We start from the raw sequence: 23,369 nt of genomic DNA on the forward strand, positions 1-23,369 counted from the left end.
GTGACGCCGCAGCCGATGTAGCAGATCTTGTCGAACGGCGCGTCCGGGTTGACCTTGGCAACGGCGATCTCCGGCAGAACGGTGTAATTGGCAAAGGTCGAGCAGCCCATATAGTGGTGGATCTTGTCCTTGCCGATCGAAAAGCGCGAGGTGCCGTCGGGCATGACGCCCTGACCCTGGGTCGAACGAATGGCGGTGCACAGGTTGGTCTTGCGCGACAGGCAGGAGGGGCACTGGCGGCATTCCGGCGTRTAGAGCGGAATGACGTGATCGCCCTTCTTGACKGAGGTGACGCCGGGGCCGACGTCAACGACGATGCCGGCACCCTCATGGCCGAGAATGGCGGGGAAAAGCCCTTCGGGATCGGCACCGGACAGGGTGAAGTCATCGGTGTGGCAGATCCCGGTCGCCTTGACCTCGATCAGCACTTCGCCGGCACGAGGGCCTTCGAGCTGAACCGTCATGATCTCCAGCGGTTTTCCTGCCTGAACGGCAACGGCGGCGCGCACATCCATCGTCTGTCTCCCCGATGTCTTTGTTTTGAAAATTCTGTAATACGACATTGGCACGTGCCAATGGGGCCGCTCAAGCGAAAAATCAGATGCTTAGCTGCCTTTGTTGCAAGAATGAGATGAAGCGTGCGTCGTTTTGATCGCGCTTGTCAGGATGCGCCGCAAAGTGGGCGATCCGCGTCAAAACAAGGCGGCTGCCGCGTAGATGATCGCGTAGCTGTGCATCGCCACGGCGGAATAGAGACCGAAGCCGACCAGCATGCGTTCGGCGCCACTCATAGGCTCCAACTTTTCCTTTGGCTTGACGGAGCCTTTGCCGATGAGGCTGAGAAGGGTAAAGACCGCAAGGCCGGCAAGAAGCGCATTGTTCGGCGCGCCGATGATCCATCCGACGCAAAGTATGGCGCTCGTGACAGCGAAACTTGCGCCCACGAGCGCCTTCTTGGTCACGAAGACCTGGCGCAATACCTGACCGCCGTCGAAGCGGTACATCGGCAGCAAATTCAGCTGATTGAAGCCACCGAGAATCAGCAGGAAGACCAGCAGCGGCCCCTCAAGCAGATGTGGCAACAGGCCGAGATGCGAAGCCTCGCGCGCGGCGATCAGGATGGGAACGAAAAAGGCCGACATGCCCGGTCCCATCAATGCGCATGTCGCGACCTCGAAAAGGCTGTTGTAAGGCCGCCCGCCGATGGCGATGCCGCCGAGCAAGGGTATGAAAATCATCCTGACCTTGGCGTGACCGAAGGCGCGATAGGCGGCCATGTGGCCGAGCTCATGCAGCACGATCACCAGAGTGAGAAAAGTTGATACCATCAAGCCGTTGATGCCCAGACCGAAAAACGGCCAGAGTATCAGGGTAGAAGCGACTGCCATGCCTGCCTGGACGAGCGGGGTTTCGAAAACGCCGTTCGGCTTCGATAGGCCGGTCGATACCCAGCCTTCCAGGGCCCGCATTTCACGGCGCAGCACAAAATAGCGAAAGATCAAGAAGGCAAGGCCCCGGTAGCGGTCCGTTTGCTCGATCAACAAAGTCGCGCCATCGGGTGTCGCGATGACGTCGCGCCTTTCCCGGAAATCGCGCCAGAAACGGCTGTCTAGGGCGCTGTCATCGACGATCATGGCGCTGTAGGCATGATTTTGCGCATTGCCCGTATCGATCGGCCCGACGGCGAGCAGTCGGCGAATGGGTTGTCCTCGTCGGTCCACATGTCGGTAGATCTGCTCGACGGTGCCCGGTCTACCCTCAAGTTCACGGCTGGAGATGACCTGGTGGTGCCAGTCGCCCATGTCGCCCGCGGGATCGATAGCGCGCCACAGCTTCTCGGAACCGGCGCGGAAATGTCGACGAAGGCGGATCGTGCGGGTGCCGATCGGCGCTGCCATCAAGAGCCAGAGAAGGCCGAGATTGATGGTCAAAAGCAGAACCGCGGAATGAAACGACGACATTGTGCTGCTCCAGCGGGAAGATATCCCCGCATGGTCCGTTCTAATGTCGGCATCCTTAAGAAAACCGCCGCAACATTCGTTAGAATTTTAACGGATCGGCCTGTTCAGGCAAATTCCATGATGACCGCATCGACGGCAAGGCTCTCGCCTTTCCTGGCGTTGATTTTTCCGACTGTGAGATCCCGTTCGGCACGAAGAACGTTCTCCATCTTCATCGCCTCGACCACCGCAAGCGTTTCGCCTGCCTTGACCTCCTGGCCTTCGATCACCGCAATCGCGACCACGAGGCCGGGCATGGGGCACAAGAGAAGGCTCGAGGTATCAGGTGCCAGCTTGATGGGCATCAGGCGATCGAGCTCGGCCTGGCGTGGCGTAAACACACGCGTCTTTACCGAAAGGCCCTGCCAATCCAAGCGCAAACCGTTGAGGAACGGTCGCACCTGCGCTGTTATCGGGATGCCACTAACCGCGCCGCGCCAGATGACGTCGCCGGGTCTCCAGTCGGTGACAACGTTGAGCTTCGTTCCGCTGATATCGATGTCCATCTCGAAAGGGATGGTCGCCAATCCTTCCAGCAGACGGGCGGGGATGTAGTTGTTCGTGCCGAGTTTCACGATCCAGTCCTCGGGCAATGGAAGCGCTGCCGGGCGAAGACGGTCCGCATAGCGCTCCCGCCGGTTAGCCTCGATCAGTGTTGCCGAAATCGCGATGGCGGAAAGTGCCGCAGTCTGCTGTCCATCGGGTGTCATCGGCTTGAAGCCATCAGGATATTCCTCGGCGATGAAGGCTGTCGACAGCCGGCCCTCGCGCCAGCGCGGATGCTTCATCAGGGCAGCGAGGAAGGGAACGTTGTGTTCGATGCCATCGACCACGAAGCCGTCGAGCGCCTGGCCCATGCCATCGATTGCTTCAATGCGTGTCGGCGCCCAGGTGCAGAGCTTGGCGAGCATAGGATCGTAATACATCGAGATCTCGGCGCCTTCGAAGACGCCGGTGTCGTTGCGAATGACGTGGCTGCCGAACTTGCCTTCCTGAGGCGGGCGGTAGCGCGTCAGACGACCGATCGACGGCAAGAAGTTGCGATAGGGGTCCTCGGCGTAGAGACGGCTTTCGACTGCCCAGCCGTTCAGCGCGATGTCCTTCTGTGCAAAGGCAAGCTTTTCGCCGGCGGCGATGCGAATCATGTGTTCGACAAGGTCTATGCCGGTCACCAGCTCGGTGACAGGGTGCTCGACCTGGAGGCGGGTGTTCATCTCGAGGAAGTAGAAATTCCGGTCTGCGTCGACGATGAACTCGACCGTGCCGGCGCTTTGGTACTCGACGGCGCTCGCAAGCGCCACCGATTGCTCACCCATGGCTTTCCGCGTCTTCTCATCAAGGAACGGCGAGGGGGCTTCCTCGACCACCTTTTGATTTCGACGCTGGATCGAGCATTCGCGCTCGCCGAGATAGACGACGTTGCCATGGGCATCCGCCAGCACCTGGATCTCGATGTGGCGGGGATCGACGATGAATTTCTCGATGAAAACCCTGTTGTCGCCAAATGAATTCTGAGCTTCGGAGCGGGCGCGGTCGAAGCCGTCGCGCACGTCCGCTTCGCTCCACGCAATGCGCATGCCCTTGCCGCCGCCGCCGGCAGAGGCCTTAATCATGACGGGATAGCCGATCTCGCCGGCGATCTTTTCGGCATGATCCGCATCCTCGATCACGCCGAGATAGCCGGGGACAGTTGATACTTTGGCGGCATTGGCGAATTTCTTCGATTCGATCTTGTCGCCCATGGCCCTGATCGCCTTGGGCTTTGGGCCAATAAAGACGATGCCCTGGCTTTCAAGCGCCTCGCAGAATGAAGCGCGCTCGGACAGGAAACCGTAGCCGGGGTGGACGGCCTCGGCGCCGGATTGCTTGCAGGCGGCGATGATATTGTCAGCGACAAGATAGCTTTCGGAAGCCGGTGCAGGGCCGATATGGATGGCCTCGTCCGCCATCTCGACATGCAACGCGTCCCGATCGGCATCGGAATAGACGGCGACCGTGGCGATAGCCATCTGGCGCGCAGTCTTGATGACGCGGCAGGCGATCTCGCCGCGGTTTGCGATCAGGATTTTCTTGAACATCGGCACTCCACCCGGCTCATCTTCAGCTGGTGTTCTAGCCTCGAATCGCCACGTGGTTCAATCCATCAATAAGGATCGCGACTGGGCCCGTTCCCGCCATATGATGAACAGGCCGGACCCGACGATGATCAGGATGCCCAACCATTTTGAGGCATTCGGGAAGTCACCGAATAAGGCGTAACCGAGTACGGTTGCAGAGATGATCTCGAAATACTGGAAAGGTGCCAGAAGCGACAGAGGCGCCAGGCGGAAGGCACGGACGACCAGCATATGGGCATAGCCCGAGATCGAGCCGAGAATCAGCAGCAGCACCAGCCCGAGCCACGATGTCGGCAGCGACGGCGCGAAATCGGGATTGCCCAGGGTAGAACCCGTCCAGAGCGACACGGCCATGAAGACGGTTCCGCCGATGCCGGCCATTGTCTGCATCGTCAACGGCGAATCGGCCTCGCCGATCGCGCGATTCATGAACAGGTAAAGGGCAAAGAGGAATGCGCAGGCGACCGGCAGCAGCGCCTTTAGACCGAATATCTCGAAGCTTGGCTGGATCACGATCATCGCCCCACCGAAGCCGACGGCAATCGCAAGCCAGCGCCGCCAGTCGACCCTGTCGCCGAGGAAGATTGCCGACAGCGCCGCCAGCATGAAAGGCTCGACGAAATAGATGGCGAAGACATCGGCAAGCGGCATATATTTGACCGCGACGAAGAACAACAGGCTGGCGGCACCATGCAGCATGCCGCGCAACAGGTTCAGCCACGGGCGCTTGGCAGACAGCGCGGAAGCGCCGAGCATGGTGAAGAGCAGGGGCAAAGTACAGACGAGCTGAAAGAAGAAGCGATAGAAGGTGATCTGCCCCGGCGACATGCCTTCGAAGGTCGCCATGTACTTGGCGATCGCGTCCATCGTCGGCAGTATGATCATGGCGCCGGCCATGATCGTCATTCCTTGCAATGGATTTTGATGGATGGAAATGACGGAATGATCGGACATGGGGATTCTTCTGTTTGCGCGCCATGAACCACAGGAGGCCCGTGCGATCAAGCGTCCGGTGGAGCGGGCGGTGGCGAAGGAGCAATTGCGACCCTGATTTTGTCGAATTAGACATGCCGGGGTGGCAGCACGCCGCTCACAGACCTATGTTCGAGGTGCGATTGCTCTAAGACGTAGTTCTGTCTGTGAGCTTCGCTGCGCGAGATCGAAGGAGGAGCATCCGATGCTGAAGACGGAGCACGAGATCATCGTTTTGTCGGAAGAGAATGACGACACACTCGGTGGACGCCTTTCATCGGCATTGGAGGCGGCCGGCATCAGTGCCGAAACGCTCGCCAACCGGCTTGGCGTTCGCCAGGAAACCGTGGTTGCGTGGGAATCGGACCGTTCCGAACCGCGTCCGTCACGCCTCGTCGATATCGCCGGCATTCTGGGCGTTTCGCCGATGTGGCTAATGACGGGTGCCGGAGAGGGTCCTGGAGAACTCAACGACGAACGCGCACTTGAAGCCGTCAAGATCGAACTCGGACGCCTGCAATCGGCCTACCAGGAAATCGGCCGGTTGATCGAGACCACAAGCCGCCAGATCGAGAAACTTGATCATCACATCAAGCTGCGCAATCTCACCAGAGACGTGACGCACTGAAGGGTGGGGGCAAAGGTCAACGTTATTCGGTGAGGGTATCGCCGAAGACGCCCTCGAATGCCTGGCGCAGCTTGACGTCCACGTCCGGCATCATGACGAGCAGGCCGAGATCGACCAGGCTTGTCACGCCGTAGGCGGAAATCCCACATGGCACGATGCCGGTAAAGTGGGCGAGGTCCGGGTCGACGTTCAGCGATAGACCGTGGAACGTCACCCATTTGCGAATACGGATACCGAGCGCGGCGATCTTGTCCTCCGCCATTGCTCCATCGGCCAGCAGCGGCTTTTCCGGCCTGCGCACCCACACGCCGACGCGGTCCTCGCGCCGCTCGCCGCGGACGTTCATCGTATCGAGCGTACGGATGATGACGTCCTCCAATGCCGCAACGAAGGCGCGGACATCCTGGCGCCGGCGTTTCAGGTTCAGCATGACGTAGGCAACGCGCTGACCGGGTCCGTGATAGGTATATTCGCCGCCGCGGCCGGTGGCAAAGACCGGAAAGCGATCCGGTTCGATAAGATCTGCGGCATTGGCACTGGTGCCTGCCGTATAGAGCGGCGGATGCTCGACCAACCAGACCAGTTCGTCGGCGCGCCCGTCGGCGATGGCGGCGACCTCACGCTCCATTGTGGCGACCGCTTCCTCGTAGGGCACCAGCCGGTCGGCGATCCGCCAGCGGACCGGCGGCGAACCTGTAAGCGGCAGCATGGAAGATTCGAGATCGGCGCGCAGCATCGGCAGATTTTCATCCCTGGCTTCATACTTGCCGTATTCAGTTCGGCGCTCTGCTTTTTGCAAATCCGCCGCGGACAGGCAAGTTCACCGCTATATGGAGGCTTTCGCGAAGCAATTCAAACATCGGGAAAAACTCGTAAAAAAATCTGTCACATCGCTCTTGTGCCCCCCCAATGCTTTTGCTACATGCAGCCCCGCCGGAGCAATTCGGCTCTACCACGATGCGGTCGTGGCGGAATTGGTAGACGCGCAGCGTTGAGGTCGCTGTGGGGCAACCCGTGGAAGTTCGAGTCTTCTCGACCGCACCATTCTCTTTCGAGCTAAGTCAATGATTTAGTTTCGAAAGAGCCAAGCGGGCAATGTTCGCGTTTGATTTTTCCCTTTTAGCAAGCGGCTGATGGTTGCGCGTTCTCGGTGCAGCGTCCTTTGGGCGATATCTTCAGCGCATATCACCGGCATGCACATTTGCCGCCAATCTTTGCGCTTGTGAGCTTTTCGTCAAATTGTGGACCGAAATCCCTTTCGCGGGCCTGTTTCCTATTTGGAAGCACTCCTTTGTTAAGCACGATCCACGGACAGGCTCAACAAAGCTATTGAACCTGGCAAACAATCCGTTTTCGAGGAGAGGACCAGATTTCCCTACGTCGACGGGCTGCGGGGAGTTGCGTCGGTTGCCGTGCCTCGGCGCGGTAAATATCGGCAGCATAGGTTTGACGCATATGCGATCTTTTACAAAGCGTTTTCGATGATCGGAGTACATCCACTTTCCTATCCGTGGATGTTGTCATCGGTGTTCTAGCTCCATGGCCTCCTGTCGAATTCATGGGCCCAGGATGTTCTATCGTCAGCCTTCGCGCGCCTTCTGGGGACCTACAGCGTCCCTCTGTTTTTGGTCCATACGGTGTTGCTCTGCTCGTTCACGAGTTCACGAGCTATGCCTTCCTCTATTTGAGCCACATGGGATAAGCTACCGCTTGGCCATGACGTTGGCTTTCCTGGCGTCGCTGCCGGTTTTCGCCTGCGCCGTCAAATGCCTCCATGTGGTCGATGAGCTCTCGACCAGAGTGTCGCGGATGTTCTAACATCATCTGATGCTACTAGAGGTGGTGCGGATATATTGGCGACCAATGAGATCGGCTCCAACGCGCCGGTCCTTGATCATTGGCGCGTCCACCAGTCGAACCAATGTGTTGGCGGATGGCAATTTTCTTTCAGCAAGTCATTTTGCGCTGGTGTTCTTGCCATAATTCGTTGCCACCTTGCCAACGTGGCGTCGTGACTTTCGCGCGTCGATTGACAATCGCAAGTGCGAGGTCAATATTCCTACATCATTGATAAATACGGAGGATCACACCATGACAAGTCGTACAGTCCTACTGATGTCGTTTGCGTCTCTCGCCGTCCTCGGTTCGCTGTCCTTCGTGACGCCGGCAGCGGCGCTCTCGATGAAAGAATGCAGCGCCAAGTACAAGGCAGCTCAAGCAGCCAATACTTTGAACGGCATGAAATGGAACGATTTCCGCGCAGCACAGTGCGGTACGGACGCAACGGCCGCTCCGGCAACAGCAGCGCCGGCAGCAACAGCCGCTGCACCTGCTACTACCACGAAGCCTGCGGCAACCACCAAGGCGATGACAGCGGCAGCAAAGCCGGCTGCAGCCGCTGCCGAGCCGGATGCAGCCGCACCACCGGCCAAGGAGCCGCCGAAGCCTACGATGAAGGCACCGGCCGGCGTCAGCTTCCCTGCTGCCGTGTCGCCGAAATATACCACTGAAACCGCTGGCAAGGCCCGCTTCCATACCTGCGTCGATGCCTATAACGACAACAAGGCAAAGAACACGCTCAATGGCGTGAAGTGGATCGAGAAGGGCGGCGGCTACTACAGCCTCTGCAATACCAAGCTCAAGGGCTGATAGGCTCAGATATGTTGACACGGCGGGCGCCGAAAGGCGCCCGTTTCCGTTTGAATATCCTGCGGATTATTCGTCGTCAGGTATATTGGCGTCGACGCCGATGACGGTGAGGTTGTTCTTCACCCGCGTTACTCCCGGTATGTGGAGCGCCTTTTGTCCAAGGTGGCGGGCGGTTATGGCATCGTCGACCTGGCCTTCGAGAATGATGGTCGATCCCTCGGCGCGAACGTCAATCAACTCGGGGCTGACGCCTTCGAAGCCGCTGAGCGCATCCATGACCCGTTCCTCGAGGTCATCGGCGTTTTCCTCGTCTCTCGTTCCCGCAGCCGGCTGATCACTTTGACCTTCCTGGTTTGCGGTTTCATCGGTGTCGACGACGGTGTAGCCTTTTCCGTTGTCCTCATGGAATTTGGCTGTCGTTTCGCCATAGGGGCGGTTGCCCGACTGTTGCGACGCAGCGCCGGCATTGTCATCGTAGGGCCAACCTTCTTCTATGTCCCGCTCTTCATAGTCCCGATAATCCTCTTCGCGTGTGAGGACTTTCTTTTTGATAGTCATGGTCGGCCTCCTCGTTGATTTGCGGATAGAACGACAAGGAGGGGCTGTTGGTTCAATTCGCCTTCACGCTTTCGTCTTTTCCCATTTCTTGATCAGCCGGTCGCGCTTCAGTTTCGACAGGCGTTGCAGCCAGAAGATGCCGTCAAGCTGATCGATTTCATGCTGGATGCAGATGGCGAGGAAGCCGTCGGCCTCCGCCTCATGCGACACGCCGTGCAGATCCTGATAGCGGAAGCGGATCGACTTGGGGCGGGTCACGGTGTCGGTGGCGCCAGGCATCGACACGCTTCCCTCGACATGCTGTAGCGTCTCCTTTGAAGACCAGGTGATTTCCGGATTGATGTAAGTGAGCACGCCGGTTTCAGGGCCGAGTTCGATCACGGTGACGCGGCTGAAGATACCGATATGGGCTGCAGCTATTCCCACGCCCGGCGCGGCGCGCATCGTCTCGTGGAGATCGCGAGCCAGGAGACGCAGATTCTCGTCGAAACTGGAAACTGGCGCGCAAGCAGTTTTCAGACCTGGGTGGGGAAACATTAGCAGGGGATGAACTGTCACCGGATTACTCTGTTAAGGGAACGACATCGTCATCCTCTAACGATAGGCATGCGGCAGGGCAAACGCCATGGGCTGGATTCTATCCTGTAGATTCTGAACTGTTGATCCTATCTATTTGTTGACAATACGTTTCTTGCCGCCATTCTCCTAGGTGACAGCGATTGCCGGAGAGGTCGGGCGGAATGCGAGGCGGCAGATTATGATGATTGACGAAGACGAACGCATTCGCACCAACCTCCTTGAGCAGGAGGAAGATATTTACGACGAAGACGGCAATGTTCGTTCGGATTTTCTGACGCTCGTCGGCACGGCGCTTGCTGAAGGTAACATCTCGTTCCTCAAGCACAACGTGGTGCGCCTGCACGAATCCGAGATGGGCGACCTGCTGGAATCGTTGCAGCCGGACCAGCGCCTGTCATTGGTCCGGTTGCTCGGCGACGACTTCGACATGACAGCGCTGACCCAGGTCGACGAGGCGATCCGCCGCCAAATTGTCGACCAGATCCCGAATGATCAGATCGCTGCAGCGATCGGAGAGCTGGATTCCGACGACGCGGTCTACATCCTTGAAGACCTCGATCAGGTGGATCGCGATGATATCCTGTCGCAGTTGCCGTTCACCGAGCGTGTTCGCCTGCGCCGTGCCCTCGACTATCCGGAACAATCGGCCGGTCGCCGCATGCAGACGGAATTCGTCGCCGTGCCGCCATTCTGGACGGTTGGCCAGACCATCGACTATATGCGCGACGAGGAGGACCTGCCAGAGAGTTTTTCGCAGCTCTTTGTGATCGATCCAACTTTCAAGCTGCTTGGCGGCGTCGATCTTGATCGCATCCTGCGCGCCAAGCGACAGGAAAAGATAGAGACTATCATGCGGGAAACCTCGCATCCGATCCCGGCGGAGATGGACCAGGAAGAGGCGGCGCAACTTTTCGAGCAATACGACCTTTTGTCCGCGGCAGTCGTCGACGACAACGGTCGCCTCGTTGGCGTACTCACCATCGACGACGTGGTCGACGTCATCCATGAAGAGGCCGACGAGGATATCAAGCGCCTCGGCGGCGTCGGCGACGAAGAACTGTCCGACAACGTGACGTCGACGGTGCGCTCGCGCTTTGTCTGGCTGTTCATCAATCTTTTGACCGCAATCCTGTCATCGAGCATCATCAGCGTTTTCGATTCCTCAATCGAAAAGATGATTGCGCTGGCGGTGTTGATGCCGATCGTTGCCTCGATGGGCGGCAATGCCGGCACGCAGACGATGACCGTTACCGTGCGCGCATTGGCGACCGGTGACCTTGATATCCACAATGCCTGGCGCATCATCAACAAAGAGACCTGCGTCGGCTTTCTCAACGGCATCCTCTTTGCAATCATCATGGGTGCGATTGCGACGTTCTGGTTCCACGATGTCCAGCTGGGTGTCGTTATTGCTGCCGCCATGGTCATCAATTTGGTCGCTGCAGCACTCGGCGGTATTCTCTTGCCGCTCGCCCTGGATCGCATGGGTGCAGACCCCGCTATCGCGTCATCGGCATTCGTCACCACGGTTACCGATTGTACCGGCTATTTTTCTTTTTTAGGTCTGGCGACCTGGTGGTTTGCCATCCACTGACGGTTTCGAGCCGCTCAAAAATTGACTTTTACGTAATAGTCAATATCATGCTTGTTTCGGCGTGCGCGCTCGGGCGGCGATTTGCCAGGAGAGTATAGCGCGCGCCTCATCGAACATTTGCTGCTCCTCCCTGATGCTTCAGCGCGGGTCTGGCGCAGCGGTACTGGGGGACGATTTGCCGGTGAGCAAGTTTTATAGCATCACTGAATTGACGCGGGAATTCGGGGTTTCGACCCGGACGCTTCGATTCTATGAGGACGAGGGGCTGATCCATCCAGAGCGGCGTGGCAGGACGCGCCTGTTTCGGCAGGCGGACCGCCGGCTGATCATTGAAATTCTCCGGGGCAGACGCATTGGCTTCACGATCGCCGAGATTCGCGAAATCATCCAGGTGTACAAGGAGCCGCCTGGCGAAATCGGACAGCTGAAGCTGCTGATGAAGCGCGTGGACGAGAAGCGCGAGGATCTACGCCAGAAGCGCAAGGATATTGACGATACGTTGACGGAGCTCAATCATATCGAGGAATCCTGTTTGGGTCGGCTTGCGGAAATCGGCGTCGGTACCTGATACCGCGTCGTCTCCGTCAGATCCAACGCCGCGTCTGCCTGCAGTAGGTCTCAAAATCGCAGCCGAAGCGCGATAGCAGGACGATCTCCTCGCGCCTGATCGCCACCGACGTTGTTGCGATCGCCGCTGCCACGGCAGCGACGACAAACCAAAGACTGCCGGTCCACAGACCGAAGCCAAGGGTAATTGAGGTGTAGCCGAGATAGACAGGGTTTCGCGTGTAGCGAAATGGCCCCTGCGTTATCAGGTGCGGGGCACGGCGGCGCGATGGTTTGCCGACTCGGCTGTCAAGTATCGTCGTCATCGTCCATAGTTCCAACCAGACTGCAGCGACGATCAGCAAGACGCCGACGACCCGCATCGCAATGGATTGAGATAGCGGCAACAGGAGCGGTGCGCTGCGCTCAAGAAAAAGAGCGCCGACAATGGCAAGGCTGTAAAGCAATGGCGGCCACGGATACTTCAGAGGCTTCGAACGAAAGGCATTCATTGAATAACCCGATCATTGTGCATCTGCGGTGCATTGTATTGCGATTCGGCTTATTTGTTCATTGTCGTCAGCCTTTATTTTACCAGATTGTAGCGGCTCGAAAAGTTGCTGCGCCTGAAGCTTGTCTAGGGTGCATTGGCAGAAGCTTTGGCAGAGTGCTTCACCGGCGGATTTGGTGCAGGACGCGTTACATTGGCGCAGATAGGTGTGGGTCGGGTCGGGCTTTGGCGCTGGTGCTGCAACCGACAGAAGATAGACGAGGCCGAACAGGAGCGGCTGGTGGACCAGATAGAAGGCAAGGCTGTGCCGGCCGGCACGGGCCACCAGGTTTGTGCCAGGCCCGAATCTGGAAAGCCGCGATAGCCAACCGCCGGCAAGCGCTGCCTGCGCTATCCCGAGGCCGAAGAGGAATGGCGTGAACCACGGGAAGATCGGAACGTAGTCGTTCGAGCGCGGCAGATGATTTGACAAGCCGATCCACCGGAGCCACGGCAGGTCGAAGATATCGGAACGAAGATAGAAGGGTGGCGCAATGTTGTCGACATAGATGCCCGCCAGCAGAATGACTGCAACCAGCAAAGTCATCGTCCACGGCAATCTCAAAAAGAGCAGGCCGATGATGCTGGCCGCGGCGATCGAATGGAGAATGCCGAAATATATCCACTCGTCTTGCATGCCAATGAAGGTGACGAGCGAGATGGCTGCAGCGGCTGCGACGATCATACCGAGACGTTTCAGATAGGAACGCCAGCGGATTTCGGGCGTATTGGCCAGAACGAGGCTGAACCCTGCCAGGCAGAGGAAGGTGCTCGCTATGACGCGGGCGTAGATCTTCAGCCAGCCAGTTTCCGCCGTTCCCGCTTCGAGATAGCCAAAGAATTCGAGGTCCCAGGTAAAATGGTAGCTCGCCATGGCAAGCAGTGCGATGCCTCTTGCCGTATCCAGGATGCCGATGCGCGGCAGTTTGCGGGGCGCATCGATGCTCTCGGCAATGGCGGCCATCACTGGGTCCTTTCAGGCGGAAATAGGCGTTGCGGCTTGCGCGCCGCAAGACAGGACAAGCGCGGCTATTTCATGGCGCATCGATATCGAGAATTGCCAATCTTGCGTCGGAAAAAAACTGGCGCCGGATGAGAACCACGATGATGAAGACGCTGGTGACCATGAACACATAGGGGCTAAGGAACCAGCCGAGATAGCCGATCGACAGGAAGATCGCGCGCAGACCCGCGTTGAAGTTCCGCGCCGCGATAATGTTCATGCGGATGACGCGCTCGACCGCCCTTTCAGTGACCGCGCGGTCGGCGTCGATATCGCTCATCATCGGGACGGCACCAAAGAGGATGGTGCAATAGTTGAACAGCCGATAGGACCAGCCGAACTTGAAAAAGGCATAGCCAAACAGGCCTGCAAGGCCCGCCACCTTCAGTTCGAAGGCAGTGCGGCCGCTGTTGAAGACGAAAGGCAGGTCGGCGAAAAAGGCGTTGACCTTGTCCGTCGCGCCCAGAAGCGCAAAGCAACCGCCGATCGCGAAGATCGAGGTCGAAGCGAAGAAGCCGGTGCCATTCTGGAGGCCCGCAAGAATTTGGGTATCGATCATCTTCAGATCGCGACGAAGCGAATTATAGATCCACTCGCGTCGCCGCTCGATCATTGCCTGGGTCAGGCTGGTACGGTCGAAGAAGCGGGCGCTGGTGGTGATCCAGTTCAGTCCGATCCAGAGAAGAGCGAAAAGGGCGAGAGCGACATAGTCGGCGGTCGTCATGGAAGGTGGTCCTCAAAAATCTGGTTCGCCGACTCTATCCACTGGTTGTAAAGGTGCAATGGCAGCGCAGGTCGCATGGCTCGTTATGTTTGCCTCCGCTTGTGCCTGCCTGTAATGTCGCTTGAATGAAACCCGATGTCGGTCGGTCACCGTGTCCAGCGGTGCCATTGACGTAGCCTCGTATCGGCGATGTCTCCATAAGGTGCAAAAATTCCATGTTTCTTTCCGTATTCGACGTCTTCAAGATCGGCGTGGGACCGTCGAGCTCGCACACGATGGGGCCGATGTCCGCCGCCAACCGCTTTCTCGATTTGTTGCTGTCGAACGAATGGCCGCGACCGTCGTCGAACGTTCATGTTGCCTATCTCAAGGTCAGCCTGCATGGTTCGCTTGCCTATACCGGCATCGGGCACGGAACGGGAAGGGCGGTCGTTCTCGGCCTCATGGGCGAACGGGCCGACACCGTCGATCCTGACAGCATGGACGCGATCATTGCAGAGGTCGAACGCACCGGCCACATCACCCCGCCCGGCCATCCGACCTATGCATTCCAGCCGAAGACAGACCTTATCTTCGACAAGAAGACGCCGCTTCCGGGCCATGCGAACGGCATGAGCTTTTCTGCGTTCGACAGGGACGACCGGCTGCTTGTCAAGCGCATCTACTATTCCGTCGGCGGCGGTTTTGTCGTGACGGATACAGAGCTTGAACAGATGCGCGCCAACAAGTCGAAGCCGGCTGCTGGCGAGCGGGTGCCGTTTCCGTTCTCGTCGGCCAAGCAGATGCTGGAAATGTCCGCGCGCTCCGGCTTGACGATCGCGCAGATGAAGCGCGCAAACGAGGAAACCCGGATGTCACCGGAGGAACTCGACGCCGGGCTGGACAAGCTCTGGACCGCGATGAACAACTGCATCGATCGTGGGCTGAAGGTCGAGGGAATCATGCCAGGTGGTCTCAATGTTCGCCGACGCGCGCGCTCGATCCACGACAAGCTTCAGGAGGAGTGGCGCAGCAACCGCGTCAATCCGCTGCTCGCCAACGACTGGCTGAGCGTCTATGCGATGGCCGTCAACGAGGAGAATGCGGCAGGCGGTCGCGTTGTCACTGCGCCCACCAACGGTGCCGCCGGCGTTATTCCCGCGACCATCCGCTACTACACACATTTTCACGAGGATGCCGACGAGCATGGCATTCGCGAATATCTCCTGACGGCTGCAGCTATCGGCGGCATCATCAAGCACAATGCCTCCATCTCGGGCGCCGAGGTCGGCTGTCAGGGCGAGGTCGGCTCGGCTGCGGCGATGGCAGCGGCGGGTCTTGCCGCCGTCATGGGCGGTTCGCCGGAGCAGATCGAAAATGCCGCGGAAATTGCGCTGGAGCATCACCTCGGCATGACCTGCGACCCGATCGCGGGCCTTGTTCAGGTGCCTTGCATCGAGCGAAATGCGCTGGGTGCGGTCAAGGCAGTCACGGCAGCGTCCCTGGCGCTCAAGGGCGACGGCCGGCATTTCGTGCCGCTTGATGCCTGCATCGAGACCATGCGCCAGACCGGCAACGACATGAGCGAGAAATACAAGGAAACGTCGACCGGCGGCCTTGCCGTCAATGTCGTTGAATGTTGACCCTGATGTCTGATGTCGCGCTTGTGGACGCTGTTGTCTAAAAGCTTGACGCTGCCGGCCAAAAGGATTTCAACGGCGGCATGGCTTTGCATCTCATCAAACTATGCGTGGGCGCCGACTCCATCGACGATCTGCGCGAATGGGTTTCCGAGCGCTCGCTGACGGCAATTGCCGCCGGCCTGGAGCCGCACACCACCCATACGACCCGCATGGTGCCGAAACGTGTCGACGAACTGCTGGACGGCGGCTCGCTTTATTGGGTGATCAAGGGGCAGGTGCAGGCCCGGCAGAAGCTGCTGGATGTCAAATCCTTCACCGACGCGCAGGGCACATCGCGCTGCCATCTCGTCCTTGCCCCGCAAGTCGTCGAGACGGCGGTGCAGCCGCGGCGGCCATTCCAGGGGTGGCGATACCTGCCACAGGAGGATGCGCCCCGTGATCTAGCGAGCCTTGGCGAAGGCGTAGCTGAAATGCCCGCAGATCTGCGCCGCGAACTTTCGGAACTTGGTCTTCTCTAACGTCTTGCTCAGCGCAGACGCATCAGGACTGGCGCCTTGCCTATAGCCGAGGTGATGTGCAGGTGGATGCGTGCTTCCGGCTGAGAATAGCGCCAGGCGCGGGCGCCATGGCAGAGCAGCACGTTGATCAGGTCCTTTGTCTTCGAGCGCGGGCGATTGAGGCCAAGATCGGCAATGCGCATTGCCGCTTCGTGAAGCGGATGCAGGCCACTGCCCTTCCGCTTTGTCTTTGCTCCAGTATCGAGCGAGAAAATGGGAAAGTTCTCGTTCATAGCCATGTCATGTCCCCGTAACGCAATACTAACTCAGGACTAGGCCCTAATCACGCGAGGGCCCGGTTGGCCCGGCCGCCCACTGGGCAACCGGAAAACTCAAAACATCGCTGCCTAACACAGCGATGATTACTGCGCGCTCGCCCAGCATTTGATGCCGGACTTCTTCAAAACGTTGCAGGCGTTGACTGCTTCTTGCTGATCTTCGAAGCCGCTGAAGCGTGCGCGGTAGACCTGCGAACTGCCGGTGCCGAAGGCGACCGCATAGGCCTTGGCGGAACCAAGCACCTTACCGCCCTTGCTCTTGGCATTGTCCAAAAGATCGCTTGCCATTTCCTTGGTCGGCGACACGCCCACCTGAATGACCCAGCCATCGGGGCTGGTATCGTTCTTGGCGGACTTCTGGCGCGTTGAACCTGTGGTGACGGCGTCGACCAGCGTCGTGTCGGTCGAAGCCTCGGCGTAGGAGGGAGCGATGGACGCGACCTGATTGGGCGGGACGTCCTGCTGATGTGCCTTGTGCACTACAAGCGGATTGGAAGACTTGGGCGTGATGGTGGCGAAGGCCGTTTCGCTGGACGGCGGCGAAGGCTCGTAGTTCGCGCTCTGCGTCGGAATGCTCTTGGTGGTGCTGGCGTCGATCGCCATGCGAGCGGCGGCGGCGTTGGCGTCAGGTGCCACCGGAATGGACTTCTGTGGGGCGACTTTGTCCGGCGCGGTCTGGGCGATGAGGTTGCCTGGTCCATTGCGCACAGATGCCTGCGGCAGGTAGGTCGCAACAAGTTTGCGCATCTGGCTGTCGCGGGCAGGGGTAGATACACCACCAAGGACCACACCAACAATGGAACGGCCGTCGACCTGAGCTGAAGTCACCAAGTTAAAACCTGCAGCGCGTGTGTAGCCGGTCTTGATCCCATCCACGCCGCGCACCGAGCCGAGCAGGCGGTTGTGATTGCCAATGACGCGGTTTCCGAACTGAAAGCTATGGGTAGAGAAGTAGCCGTAATATTGGGGGAAATGCTCGCGAAGTGCCATGCCGAGACGTGCCTGATCCCGGGCCGTTGTCATCTGCGCCGTGTTGGGCAAGCCGTTCGGGTTTCTGTAGGTGGTCCGCGTCATTCCGAGCGCATGGGCCTTATTGTTCATCAGGCGTGCGAAATTTTCTTCCGAACCGCCGAGGTATTCGCCGAGCGCCATTGCCGAGTCGTTGGCGGAAAGCGTCACCATCGATAGGATCGCCTGTTCGACGGTGACGGCGCCTCCGGCGCGCACGTTGAGCTTCGTCGGGGCCTGTGCTGCCGCATGGGCTGAAAAGGGCACCTGCGAATCGATCTTGATGCGACCCGATTCAAGCGCCTCGAATGTGAGGTAAAGCGTCATCATCTTGGTAAGCGATGCCGGGTAGTGCAGGGTGTCGGCGTTTTCGCTGTAAAGGACGTTGCCGGTCTTTGCGTCAACCACGATGCCGGCATAGCCTGGGCCGCCTGAAGCCTGCGATGGGGAAGCAACGGCGACCGAAGCGATCGCGATGGTAAAACCAAGAAGCATCGACCTCAATAAACCAGCCGGGCGGGATGACGATGCGGATAGAATTGACCTGGACACTGCTTCACTCTTCGCTTGCATTTCGTTTTTAGCTGTTCGGACACTCGCCTCCACGGACGTCCGTTGCAGGACAGAGTAGGGCGTCAGCGTTACCAATCGGTTTATGATGAACATTTGGTTTCGGGAATTCGACGCATTTTTATCGATCCGTTCCAAGGCCGCGGTTGAAGGCCGGCCTCTTGCTGTTGTCGAGACGGCTTTCCACGAAAGTCTGAACAGCTGCATCGATATGTTCCCAATCGGTCAACAATGTGCTCGAAAAACGGTAAAGGACGCTCAAATCCTTTCCGACCTTGATATCCCGCTGGCAGTCTCCGCTTGTTGCCTTGTCCGGAGCCGTCGGCAGGAGGCAGCGGACGACAAAATCCGGCTTGCCGATGCGCGGGGCGGTCAGGAGCACTTCGCCACCGTAACCCGCGTCCGCCCTGAGGTGGTGGGCCGTCAGGCCGTGCGGGCCGGCGAACGGCAGACCTTCGATCAGGTGGAAGTAGATCGGGTCCATACGGCCCGACATGTCGCGCGACATCGTGCTCTGGCCCAACTGAAGGAAAATCAGCGTCGAAGATTGCGAAATGTCATTGAAGCGCAGCCGGTTGGCTTCGCTGTAGCCCTGCATTTGTGGCCAGGTGAGATAGAGATCGATGCGCTCGGCAGCGCCATCCATGCGCTCGCTCGCAAACCGTATCGTATTGGCAGCAAGTCGAACGCTGTCGTCGCCGATGGTAATTGCGATTTGTCTGGTGCTATCGGTATGTCCGGCAAGCGAGATGTGCTGACCAAGCGAGCGCCCGCCCACACTGATGGCCACGGTCAGGGCGGCAAGCACCGCAACTGCCGCTGTCAACCGATAGATGAATCCGCTCGAAATCATCGTCGTTTCGTGGATGGCGGCAGGTGATGGAGAAGCCATGCAGTTGCCTTTTATTCCAATCTCCGCGGCCCACACGTCGAGGTGAGGACTGCGCGGGATTACCGAGTGAGTCTCGTTCTGGAATGATTGGCGCCGTCATGGTTAATGTTACGTTAAGTGAGGGGCGTGTGCCCTGCCCAGAAAATGGAAGAGCCGTTCCTGGGACAGCAGGAACGGCTCAGGGGCGCCGGTCGGACGGGATTGGGACAGGGGACCGGGCCTTTGGTGGGATTGCCGGCGGACAGGGCCGGCAATCAGATTTGGTTCGACCGAATTTCGTTTCGCGATGTCCTACTGGACACTACCAACCGCCACGGTGTGGCCGTCCTGCAGCTTGACCCAGCGCGACGGATCGGCAGCCGACACGCGTTTTAGAAAGGTGTATTCAGTGTCCGACCAGAGCAGGACCTTGTTGCGCATATTGTCGAGAATGAAGTCGCCGTGGTCCGTGCGCACCGTCAACACCGCGTGGCCCTCGCCATTCGGCTGCAGCACGACCGTCATCAGCGTATCCGACGGGGAGAAACCGGCAGCGATGAGCTCCTTGCGCTTCAGCAGCGCGAAATCCTCGCAATCGCCGGCCGTGGTCGGGATCGCCCACTTTTCCTCGACGCCGTAAAGCTCCATGTCGGTCATGGGTTTGATCGTGGTGTTGACGGTGTAGTTGATGGTGAGCATCATTTTCCAACGATCCTGCGTCAGGATTGCCGGCCCTGCGTCGCCGCCGGCATAGGCGCATTCGCTCGGATTTTCCTGGCAGAACTGGTAATGTCCGATCGGCGGTGCCGCATTGCCGGTGATCGTCATGCTCGCCGGCGTCGCATTCGCCAGACCGAACAATCCTAAGGTCAGAACTGCAGCGGTGACGCCGCTGCGAAGCCAGGATGAAATTGTCATTTCCGTGTCCCCGTTGTGGAGAGGAGAATGACAGCGAGCTTTTTATTCCGCGCAAAATTACGTAGTAAAATTAAAGGCTTAATCGAATCAATTGAAAATCGAAAGGTAATAAAACAAGACTAAAACTTGCGTCGAATTTGATCCAAGTTTTCATCGAATTTTATGGAAAATGGCAATGTTCAGGGTGCCTCGGGCCCATGCCGCGTCGTCGTCATCGTTCTGATCTTTCAACGTATTCGGTGTGGAATCAAAATCGAGATGGTTACGATTTTTCGGCGATTACCGTGTTCCGGCGCGCTGACGCACCGAAATCAAGCACCGGTCGATGATCGCAATGACAGCTGAAATCGACGGATTGTGCCATTTCGGGAAAATGAGCGCGAAATATTTTTCGTCGGGAAGGATTCGTTTATTGCGTTGTGGCGACGCGCCTTATCGGCCGGTCACGCCCAAACCCGAAATTCATCCGTTGCTTCGATGACGACGCCGGACATTGCGGTATTCGAGCGCGAATAGTGGAGGGTGCGCCGATCACACCACTCCTTGCTGGCTGAGCACGGCTCCGATGCGCCGTCGCATTCTCTGGCTAGAGAAATTCGCGCAGCGTGTCGCGTGACTGGATCGAGAGGAATTCGATTGCCACACCTTCGGAGAAGTGGCGAACGACGCGACCACGCATATTGCCGAGGCGAACCGGCGTGCCGAGCGACGGTCTGGTCTCCATGTCGAGCGCAGCTCCCGACAGCGAGAGGTCCATGATGCGACAGCTGTAGACGGTGCCGTCTTCCATCGTCAGCTCGCTGACGACAGTGCGCGGCGACAATCGGTCGTGTCGGCGATCTTCCGGCAGTCCCAATTCATGCTTGTTGGCAAGCCATGTCAGCTGAGCGGCGAGCTTTTCACGCTTTCGGTCGGTCGCATTGATCGACATTGTGAAGCCGCGAGCGTCGAGGGTCAGCGCATTGCCTTCGACGCGGCCAAGATGGTCGATATAAGCAACAACGCGTTCATTGGATCGGGGGCGGCCCTTGCAGATGACATACATGTCGCCGGGCGACATATCGACGACCATGCACTCGAATTCTTCATAAGTCGCCAGCATAAGGCGGCCCTGCATGTTGATCGGCACCCGTTGAAAGGTTCGCTGATCTGGGCGAGGGACATTCCGCGTCGTCTGAGCTGGCTGGAATGAATGCATCAAAGTGCTTCTTATGATATCTGCTTCATACAATCATTAACCGCAATCCCTTAACAGAAGATTGTATCTTTGCTTCGGTTTTTGCAGTGCGAAGAGCACTATCGACGTTTCCCGTGTTGAAAAGGGGCAGTCGGTGATTAAACGGTTTAGCTTACCCGTCCACCATCAAAGATCTTCAGATGGACAAAGCGCCGCAACGCGCCCCCAAAGTCGCCGCCGCCCTTGCTGACCACCAGAGATTTCGGCATTTCTTGCGCCTGTGACGGTTCAACTGACATGGCCGAGGGGCCGCTCAGGAGACAGCTGTTGTCAAGGGCGAGAAATTCGACCGGTTCGGCGCCAAGGCCAGTAGAGTTCACCACAGGCATAAGGCAACCAAGCAGCCGGTCGCAGGTCTCACTCGAGGAGCGCACGGGCATCATCACCAGTTCAAATCCCAAATGGCGACCACTGGCGGTATAGCCCGTGGCGTTGATTAGTGTTGGAACCGCATGAGCCATTACCCTGTCGGCGAACTTGACTGGATCTGCCGGCTGGCTGCCGGACCAGATGGAGGAGAAATGCTCTTCCCGCAATTCGCGGCCGAAAAGGCTGCAGATCGCGGTTCCGGCTAATCGAAAACGCGGCCCGGCCGAGGATGTCTCTTCAAGGATGAAAAGATGCGGAAGAATGTGGCGCACGGACGCCGGATCGATCTGCGCGCGCAAAGGTGCATCATATTGACCGCGTATCCGGTTCCAATAGTTAAAGATATCGATGCTGGTTTTCTGGCGCATGGCAGACCATGTCTCATTTCGGTTCAATGTGAGACCATTTCCGATCTCTTAAATACCACCATGCTAATTTCATGCCACGGGCGCGCGACTAAGGTTAAAAAACAGTCTCCATTGAAATTCGCCGCTTGCCATGCGATGAGCAGCCAGCACTTCACGAAGGATTGACCTTTGGCACCAACTGTTGGGGGCTTATGCCCCGAAAGCCGTCCGGGCAACCGGATGGCTTTTTTTTTGACCGACGGTCCTGTATGCCTGATCCTTCCCGGGGATTTTCATTCTGGAATAATCGAGCAAGACATGGACAATGCATCGCCGCCGCCCGCACCTCAGGAAGGCGAATTCGACCCGGTCTCGCCGCGCAGTCCTGTCTTCAATCTGCCCCCGGCGCTGCTTGCAACTCTGGTGCTGTTGGTCGTTATCTTTCTTGTTCAGACATTGCTTCTGCCGCCAAAAGCCCTCGATTGGTTCTTCTTCGCCTTCGGCTTCATTCCGGCGCGCTATGTGACGCCGTTGTCCCGGCAGGGACTTGAGTGGCTCTGGACCCCGGTCACCTATTCGTTGCTGCATGGCGGCGTCCAGCACATTGTCTTCAACGCGTTGTGGCTGATGGCGTTTGCGGCGCCTGTGGTCAGGCGGATCGGTGCAGGGCGATACGTGCTGTTCTGGATCCTGTCGGCGATCGCATCGGCCTTTTTGAATGCGGCGCTGCATTGGGGGGAGCTGACATTACTTATCGGCGCCTCGGGGGTCGTGTCTGCCCTTATGGGGGCCGCCTGCCGGTTTGCGTTTCCGACCGATCGCCAGGGGCCGGCCATGCAGGAAGCACATCTCAATCCGCGGCTGTCGATCATGGAGGCTCTGCGCAGCCGTATGGTATTGATGTTCGTGCTGTTCTGGTTCCTCGGCAATATTCTGATCGCCTTCGGCGTTCCATTGATTGGCGACGGATCGCAGGCAATCGCCTGGGATGCGCATATCGGCGGGTTCCTGTTCGGCTTTCTATTGTTCGCTTTCTTTGATCGACCGCCACCGCCCGTTGATGTCGATTTCGTCGATAGGGACGTGATTGAGCCCAATTGAATAATTGCATTCTGCAGGTGAGGAGAGCACCATTTGATTCCATTTCCGTGCGGGTGGAGAGCGGCACGGAACGTAAGCGGGGAGAATTCATCTAATTTTTGGGAGGATTGAATGTCAGTTTCCGTAAGATCCATATTGGACGCCAAAGGTCGCAACGTTGTCACCACCGGATCGACTACGACGCTTTCCGAAGCGGCGAAGATCCTGAACGAGAAGCGCATCGGCGCAATCGTCATCGTTGGCGCCGACGGTCGTATTTCAGGCATTTTTACCGAGCGCGACGTTGTCAATGCAGTCGCCAAACATGGAATAGATAGCCTCGACAAGCAGGTCGCGTCGTTGATGACTGCGAAAGTGCATCGCTGCAGGGAAGACACCACCGTCGACGAGCTTATGGAACTGATGACGCAAAAGCGCTTTCGGCATGTCCCCGTCGAGGAGAAGGGCAAGCTCACCGGCATCATATCGATCGGTGACGTGGTCAAGTCCCGCATAAGGGAGATCGAACTCGAGGCCGAGCAGATCAAGGCCTATATCGCCGGATGAATTCGAAGCAGCGCGAGCCGGCGGA

At 58.3% G+C, this 23,369-nt stretch carries 24 protein-coding genes and 1 tRNA gene; 9 read left to right on the forward strand and 16 right to left on the reverse strand.

The features are described from left to right. The 4 genes from AB4Z52_RS23160 to AB4Z52_RS23175 form a co-directional block, all read right to left on the reverse strand. Positions 1 to 515, reverse strand: a 515-nt coding sequence (locus AB4Z52_RS23160; protein WP_442220248.1) for an alcohol dehydrogenase catalytic domain-containing protein, incomplete at its 3' end; no start/stop codon positions are given. Between the two features lie 177 nt (positions 516 to 692). Further along, complete coding sequence (locus AB4Z52_RS23165) at positions 693 to 1,961, reverse strand: hypothetical protein (protein ID WP_442220249.1); 1,269 nt, start codon at positions 1,959 to 1,961, stop codon at positions 693 to 695. Positions 1,962 to 2,065: 104 nt separating this feature from the next. Further along, positions 2,066 to 4,078: an acetyl-CoA carboxylase biotin carboxylase subunit gene (locus AB4Z52_RS23170; protein WP_442220250.1), complete on the reverse strand. Its 2,013-nt coding sequence runs from the start codon at positions 4,076 to 4,078 to the stop codon at positions 2,066 to 2,068. Positions 4,079 to 4,135: 57 nt separating this feature from the next. Next, complete coding sequence (locus tag AB4Z52_RS23175; RefSeq protein ID WP_442220251.1) at positions 4,136 to 5,071, reverse strand: DMT family transporter; 936 nt, start codon at positions 5,069 to 5,071, stop codon at positions 4,136 to 4,138. A 223-nt stretch (positions 5,072 to 5,294) separates the two neighbouring features. Here AB4Z52_RS23175 and AB4Z52_RS23180 point away from each other — a divergent pair, with 223 nt between their 5' ends. Next, positions 5,295 to 5,717, forward strand: a complete 423-nt coding sequence (locus AB4Z52_RS23180) for a helix-turn-helix domain-containing protein (protein ID WP_442220252.1) — start codon at positions 5,295 to 5,297, stop codon at positions 5,715 to 5,717. Between the two features lie 22 nt (positions 5,718 to 5,739). Here AB4Z52_RS23180 and lipB read toward each other — a convergent pair whose 3' ends face one another. Further along, a complete protein-coding gene (lipB, locus tag AB4Z52_RS23185) occupies positions 5,740 to 6,459 on the reverse strand; it encodes a lipoyl(octanoyl) transferase LipB (protein ID WP_442220335.1) in 720 nt (239 codons plus the stop codon). 217 nt (positions 6,460 to 6,676) lie between these two features. Here lipB and AB4Z52_RS23190 point away from each other — a divergent pair. Continuing rightward, positions 6,677 to 6,761, forward strand: a tRNA-Leu gene (locus AB4Z52_RS23190). Positions 6,762 to 7,808: 1,047 nt separating this feature from the next. Further along, complete coding sequence (locus AB4Z52_RS23195; protein ID WP_442220253.1) at positions 7,809 to 8,366, forward strand: hypothetical protein; 558 nt, start codon at positions 7,809 to 7,811, stop codon at positions 8,364 to 8,366. Positions 8,367 to 8,432: 66 nt separating this feature from the next. Here the strand turns inward: AB4Z52_RS23195 and AB4Z52_RS23200 are convergent, their stop codons facing one another. Together AB4Z52_RS23200 and AB4Z52_RS23205 are read right to left on the reverse strand one after the other, a co-directional pair. After that, positions 8,433 to 8,924: a BON domain-containing protein gene (locus AB4Z52_RS23200; RefSeq protein ID WP_442220254.1), complete on the reverse strand. Its 492-nt coding sequence runs from the start codon at positions 8,922 to 8,924 to the stop codon at positions 8,433 to 8,435. 63 nt (positions 8,925 to 8,987) lie between these two features. Further along, a complete protein-coding gene (locus tag AB4Z52_RS23205; RefSeq protein WP_442220255.1) occupies positions 8,988 to 9,482 on the reverse strand; it encodes a peptide deformylase in 495 nt (164 codons plus the stop codon). Positions 9,483 to 9,681: 199 nt separating this feature from the next. On the opposite strand from AB4Z52_RS23205, the gene mgtE reads away from it, so the two are divergent. Together mgtE and AB4Z52_RS23215 are read left to right on the forward strand one after the other, a co-directional pair. After that, on the forward strand, positions 9,682 to 11,097 hold the full coding sequence (gene mgtE, locus AB4Z52_RS23210; protein WP_442220256.1) for a magnesium transporter: 1,416 nt from the start codon (positions 9,682 to 9,684) through the stop codon (positions 11,095 to 11,097). A gap of 175 nt (positions 11,098 to 11,272) precedes the next feature. After that, positions 11,273 to 11,665: a MerR family transcriptional regulator gene (locus AB4Z52_RS23215; RefSeq protein WP_442220257.1), complete on the forward strand. Its 393-nt coding sequence runs from the start codon at positions 11,273 to 11,275 to the stop codon at positions 11,663 to 11,665. A gap of 16 nt (positions 11,666 to 11,681) precedes the next feature. Here the strand turns inward: AB4Z52_RS23215 and AB4Z52_RS23220 are convergent, their stop codons facing one another. From AB4Z52_RS23220 to AB4Z52_RS23230, 3 genes are all read right to left on the reverse strand, one after another. After that, positions 11,682 to 12,155 (reverse strand): methyltransferase, encoded by a 474-nt coding sequence (locus tag AB4Z52_RS23220; protein ID WP_442220258.1) that lies wholly within the window; start codon positions 12,153 to 12,155, stop codon positions 11,682 to 11,684. Positions 12,156 to 12,167: 12 nt separating this feature from the next. Beyond that, complete coding sequence (locus tag AB4Z52_RS23225; protein ID WP_442220259.1) at positions 12,168 to 13,157, reverse strand: heparan-alpha-glucosaminide N-acetyltransferase; 990 nt, start codon at positions 13,155 to 13,157, stop codon at positions 12,168 to 12,170. A gap of 70 nt (positions 13,158 to 13,227) precedes the next feature. Then, positions 13,228 to 13,920 (reverse strand): DUF599 domain-containing protein, encoded by a 693-nt coding sequence (locus AB4Z52_RS23230; protein ID WP_442220260.1) that lies wholly within the window; start codon positions 13,918 to 13,920, stop codon positions 13,228 to 13,230. Between the two features lie 215 nt (positions 13,921 to 14,135). Here AB4Z52_RS23230 and AB4Z52_RS23235 point away from each other — a divergent pair, with 215 nt between their 5' ends. Then, positions 14,136 to 15,542 (forward strand): L-serine ammonia-lyase, encoded by a 1,407-nt coding sequence (locus AB4Z52_RS23235; protein ID WP_442220261.1) that lies wholly within the window; start codon positions 14,136 to 14,138, stop codon positions 15,540 to 15,542. Between the two features lie 80 nt (positions 15,543 to 15,622). Further along, complete coding sequence (locus AB4Z52_RS23240; protein WP_442220262.1) at positions 15,623 to 16,060, forward strand: DUF1489 family protein; 438 nt, start codon at positions 15,623 to 15,625, stop codon at positions 16,058 to 16,060. A gap of 8 nt (positions 16,061 to 16,068) precedes the next feature. On the opposite strand, the gene AB4Z52_RS23245 is transcribed toward AB4Z52_RS23240, so the two are convergent. From AB4Z52_RS23245 to AB4Z52_RS23270, 6 genes are all read right to left on the reverse strand, one after another. Then, positions 16,069 to 16,338: a hypothetical protein gene (locus tag AB4Z52_RS23245; protein WP_442220263.1), complete on the reverse strand. Its 270-nt coding sequence runs from the start codon at positions 16,336 to 16,338 to the stop codon at positions 16,069 to 16,071. A gap of 123 nt (positions 16,339 to 16,461) precedes the next feature. Beyond that, positions 16,462 to 17,958 (reverse strand): D-alanyl-D-alanine carboxypeptidase, encoded by a 1,497-nt coding sequence (locus AB4Z52_RS23250; RefSeq protein WP_442220264.1) that lies wholly within the window; start codon positions 17,956 to 17,958, stop codon positions 16,462 to 16,464. A gap of 118 nt (positions 17,959 to 18,076) precedes the next feature. Next, positions 18,077 to 18,847 carry a hypothetical protein gene (locus tag AB4Z52_RS23255; RefSeq protein ID WP_442220265.1) on the reverse strand — a complete coding sequence of 257 codons (771 nt, stop codon included), beginning with the start codon at positions 18,845 to 18,847 and terminating at the stop codon, positions 18,077 to 18,079. Between the two features lie 291 nt (positions 18,848 to 19,138). Continuing rightward, positions 19,139 to 19,744, reverse strand: a complete 606-nt coding sequence (locus tag AB4Z52_RS23260) for a transglutaminase-like cysteine peptidase (RefSeq protein ID WP_442220266.1) — start codon at positions 19,742 to 19,744, stop codon at positions 19,139 to 19,141. Between the two features lie 586 nt (positions 19,745 to 20,330). Beyond that, a complete protein-coding gene (locus AB4Z52_RS23265; RefSeq protein WP_442220267.1) occupies positions 20,331 to 20,942 on the reverse strand; it encodes a PilZ domain-containing protein in 612 nt (203 codons plus the stop codon). Positions 20,943 to 21,088: 146 nt separating this feature from the next. Continuing rightward, positions 21,089 to 21,718 (reverse strand): PAS domain-containing protein, encoded by a 630-nt coding sequence (locus AB4Z52_RS23270; RefSeq protein ID WP_442220268.1) that lies wholly within the window; start codon positions 21,716 to 21,718, stop codon positions 21,089 to 21,091. A gap of 297 nt (positions 21,719 to 22,015) precedes the next feature. On the opposite strand from AB4Z52_RS23270, the gene AB4Z52_RS23275 reads away from it, so the two are divergent. Together AB4Z52_RS23275 and AB4Z52_RS23280 are read left to right on the forward strand one after the other, a co-directional pair. Beyond that, positions 22,016 to 22,798 carry a rhomboid family intramembrane serine protease gene (locus tag AB4Z52_RS23275; protein WP_442220269.1) on the forward strand — a complete coding sequence of 261 codons (783 nt, stop codon included), beginning with the start codon at positions 22,016 to 22,018 and terminating at the stop codon, positions 22,796 to 22,798. Between the two features lie 111 nt (positions 22,799 to 22,909). Beyond that, entirely contained in the window at positions 22,910 to 23,344 is a 435-nt protein-coding gene (locus AB4Z52_RS23280; RefSeq protein ID WP_442220270.1) for a CBS domain-containing protein, read from the forward strand. Positions 23,345 to 23,369: the final 25 nt, after the last annotated feature.

This window comes from Rhizobium sp. 2YAF20, assembly GCF_052114685.1.
Classification (GTDB): domain Bacteria; phylum Pseudomonadota; class Alphaproteobacteria; order Rhizobiales; family Rhizobiaceae; genus Rhizobium.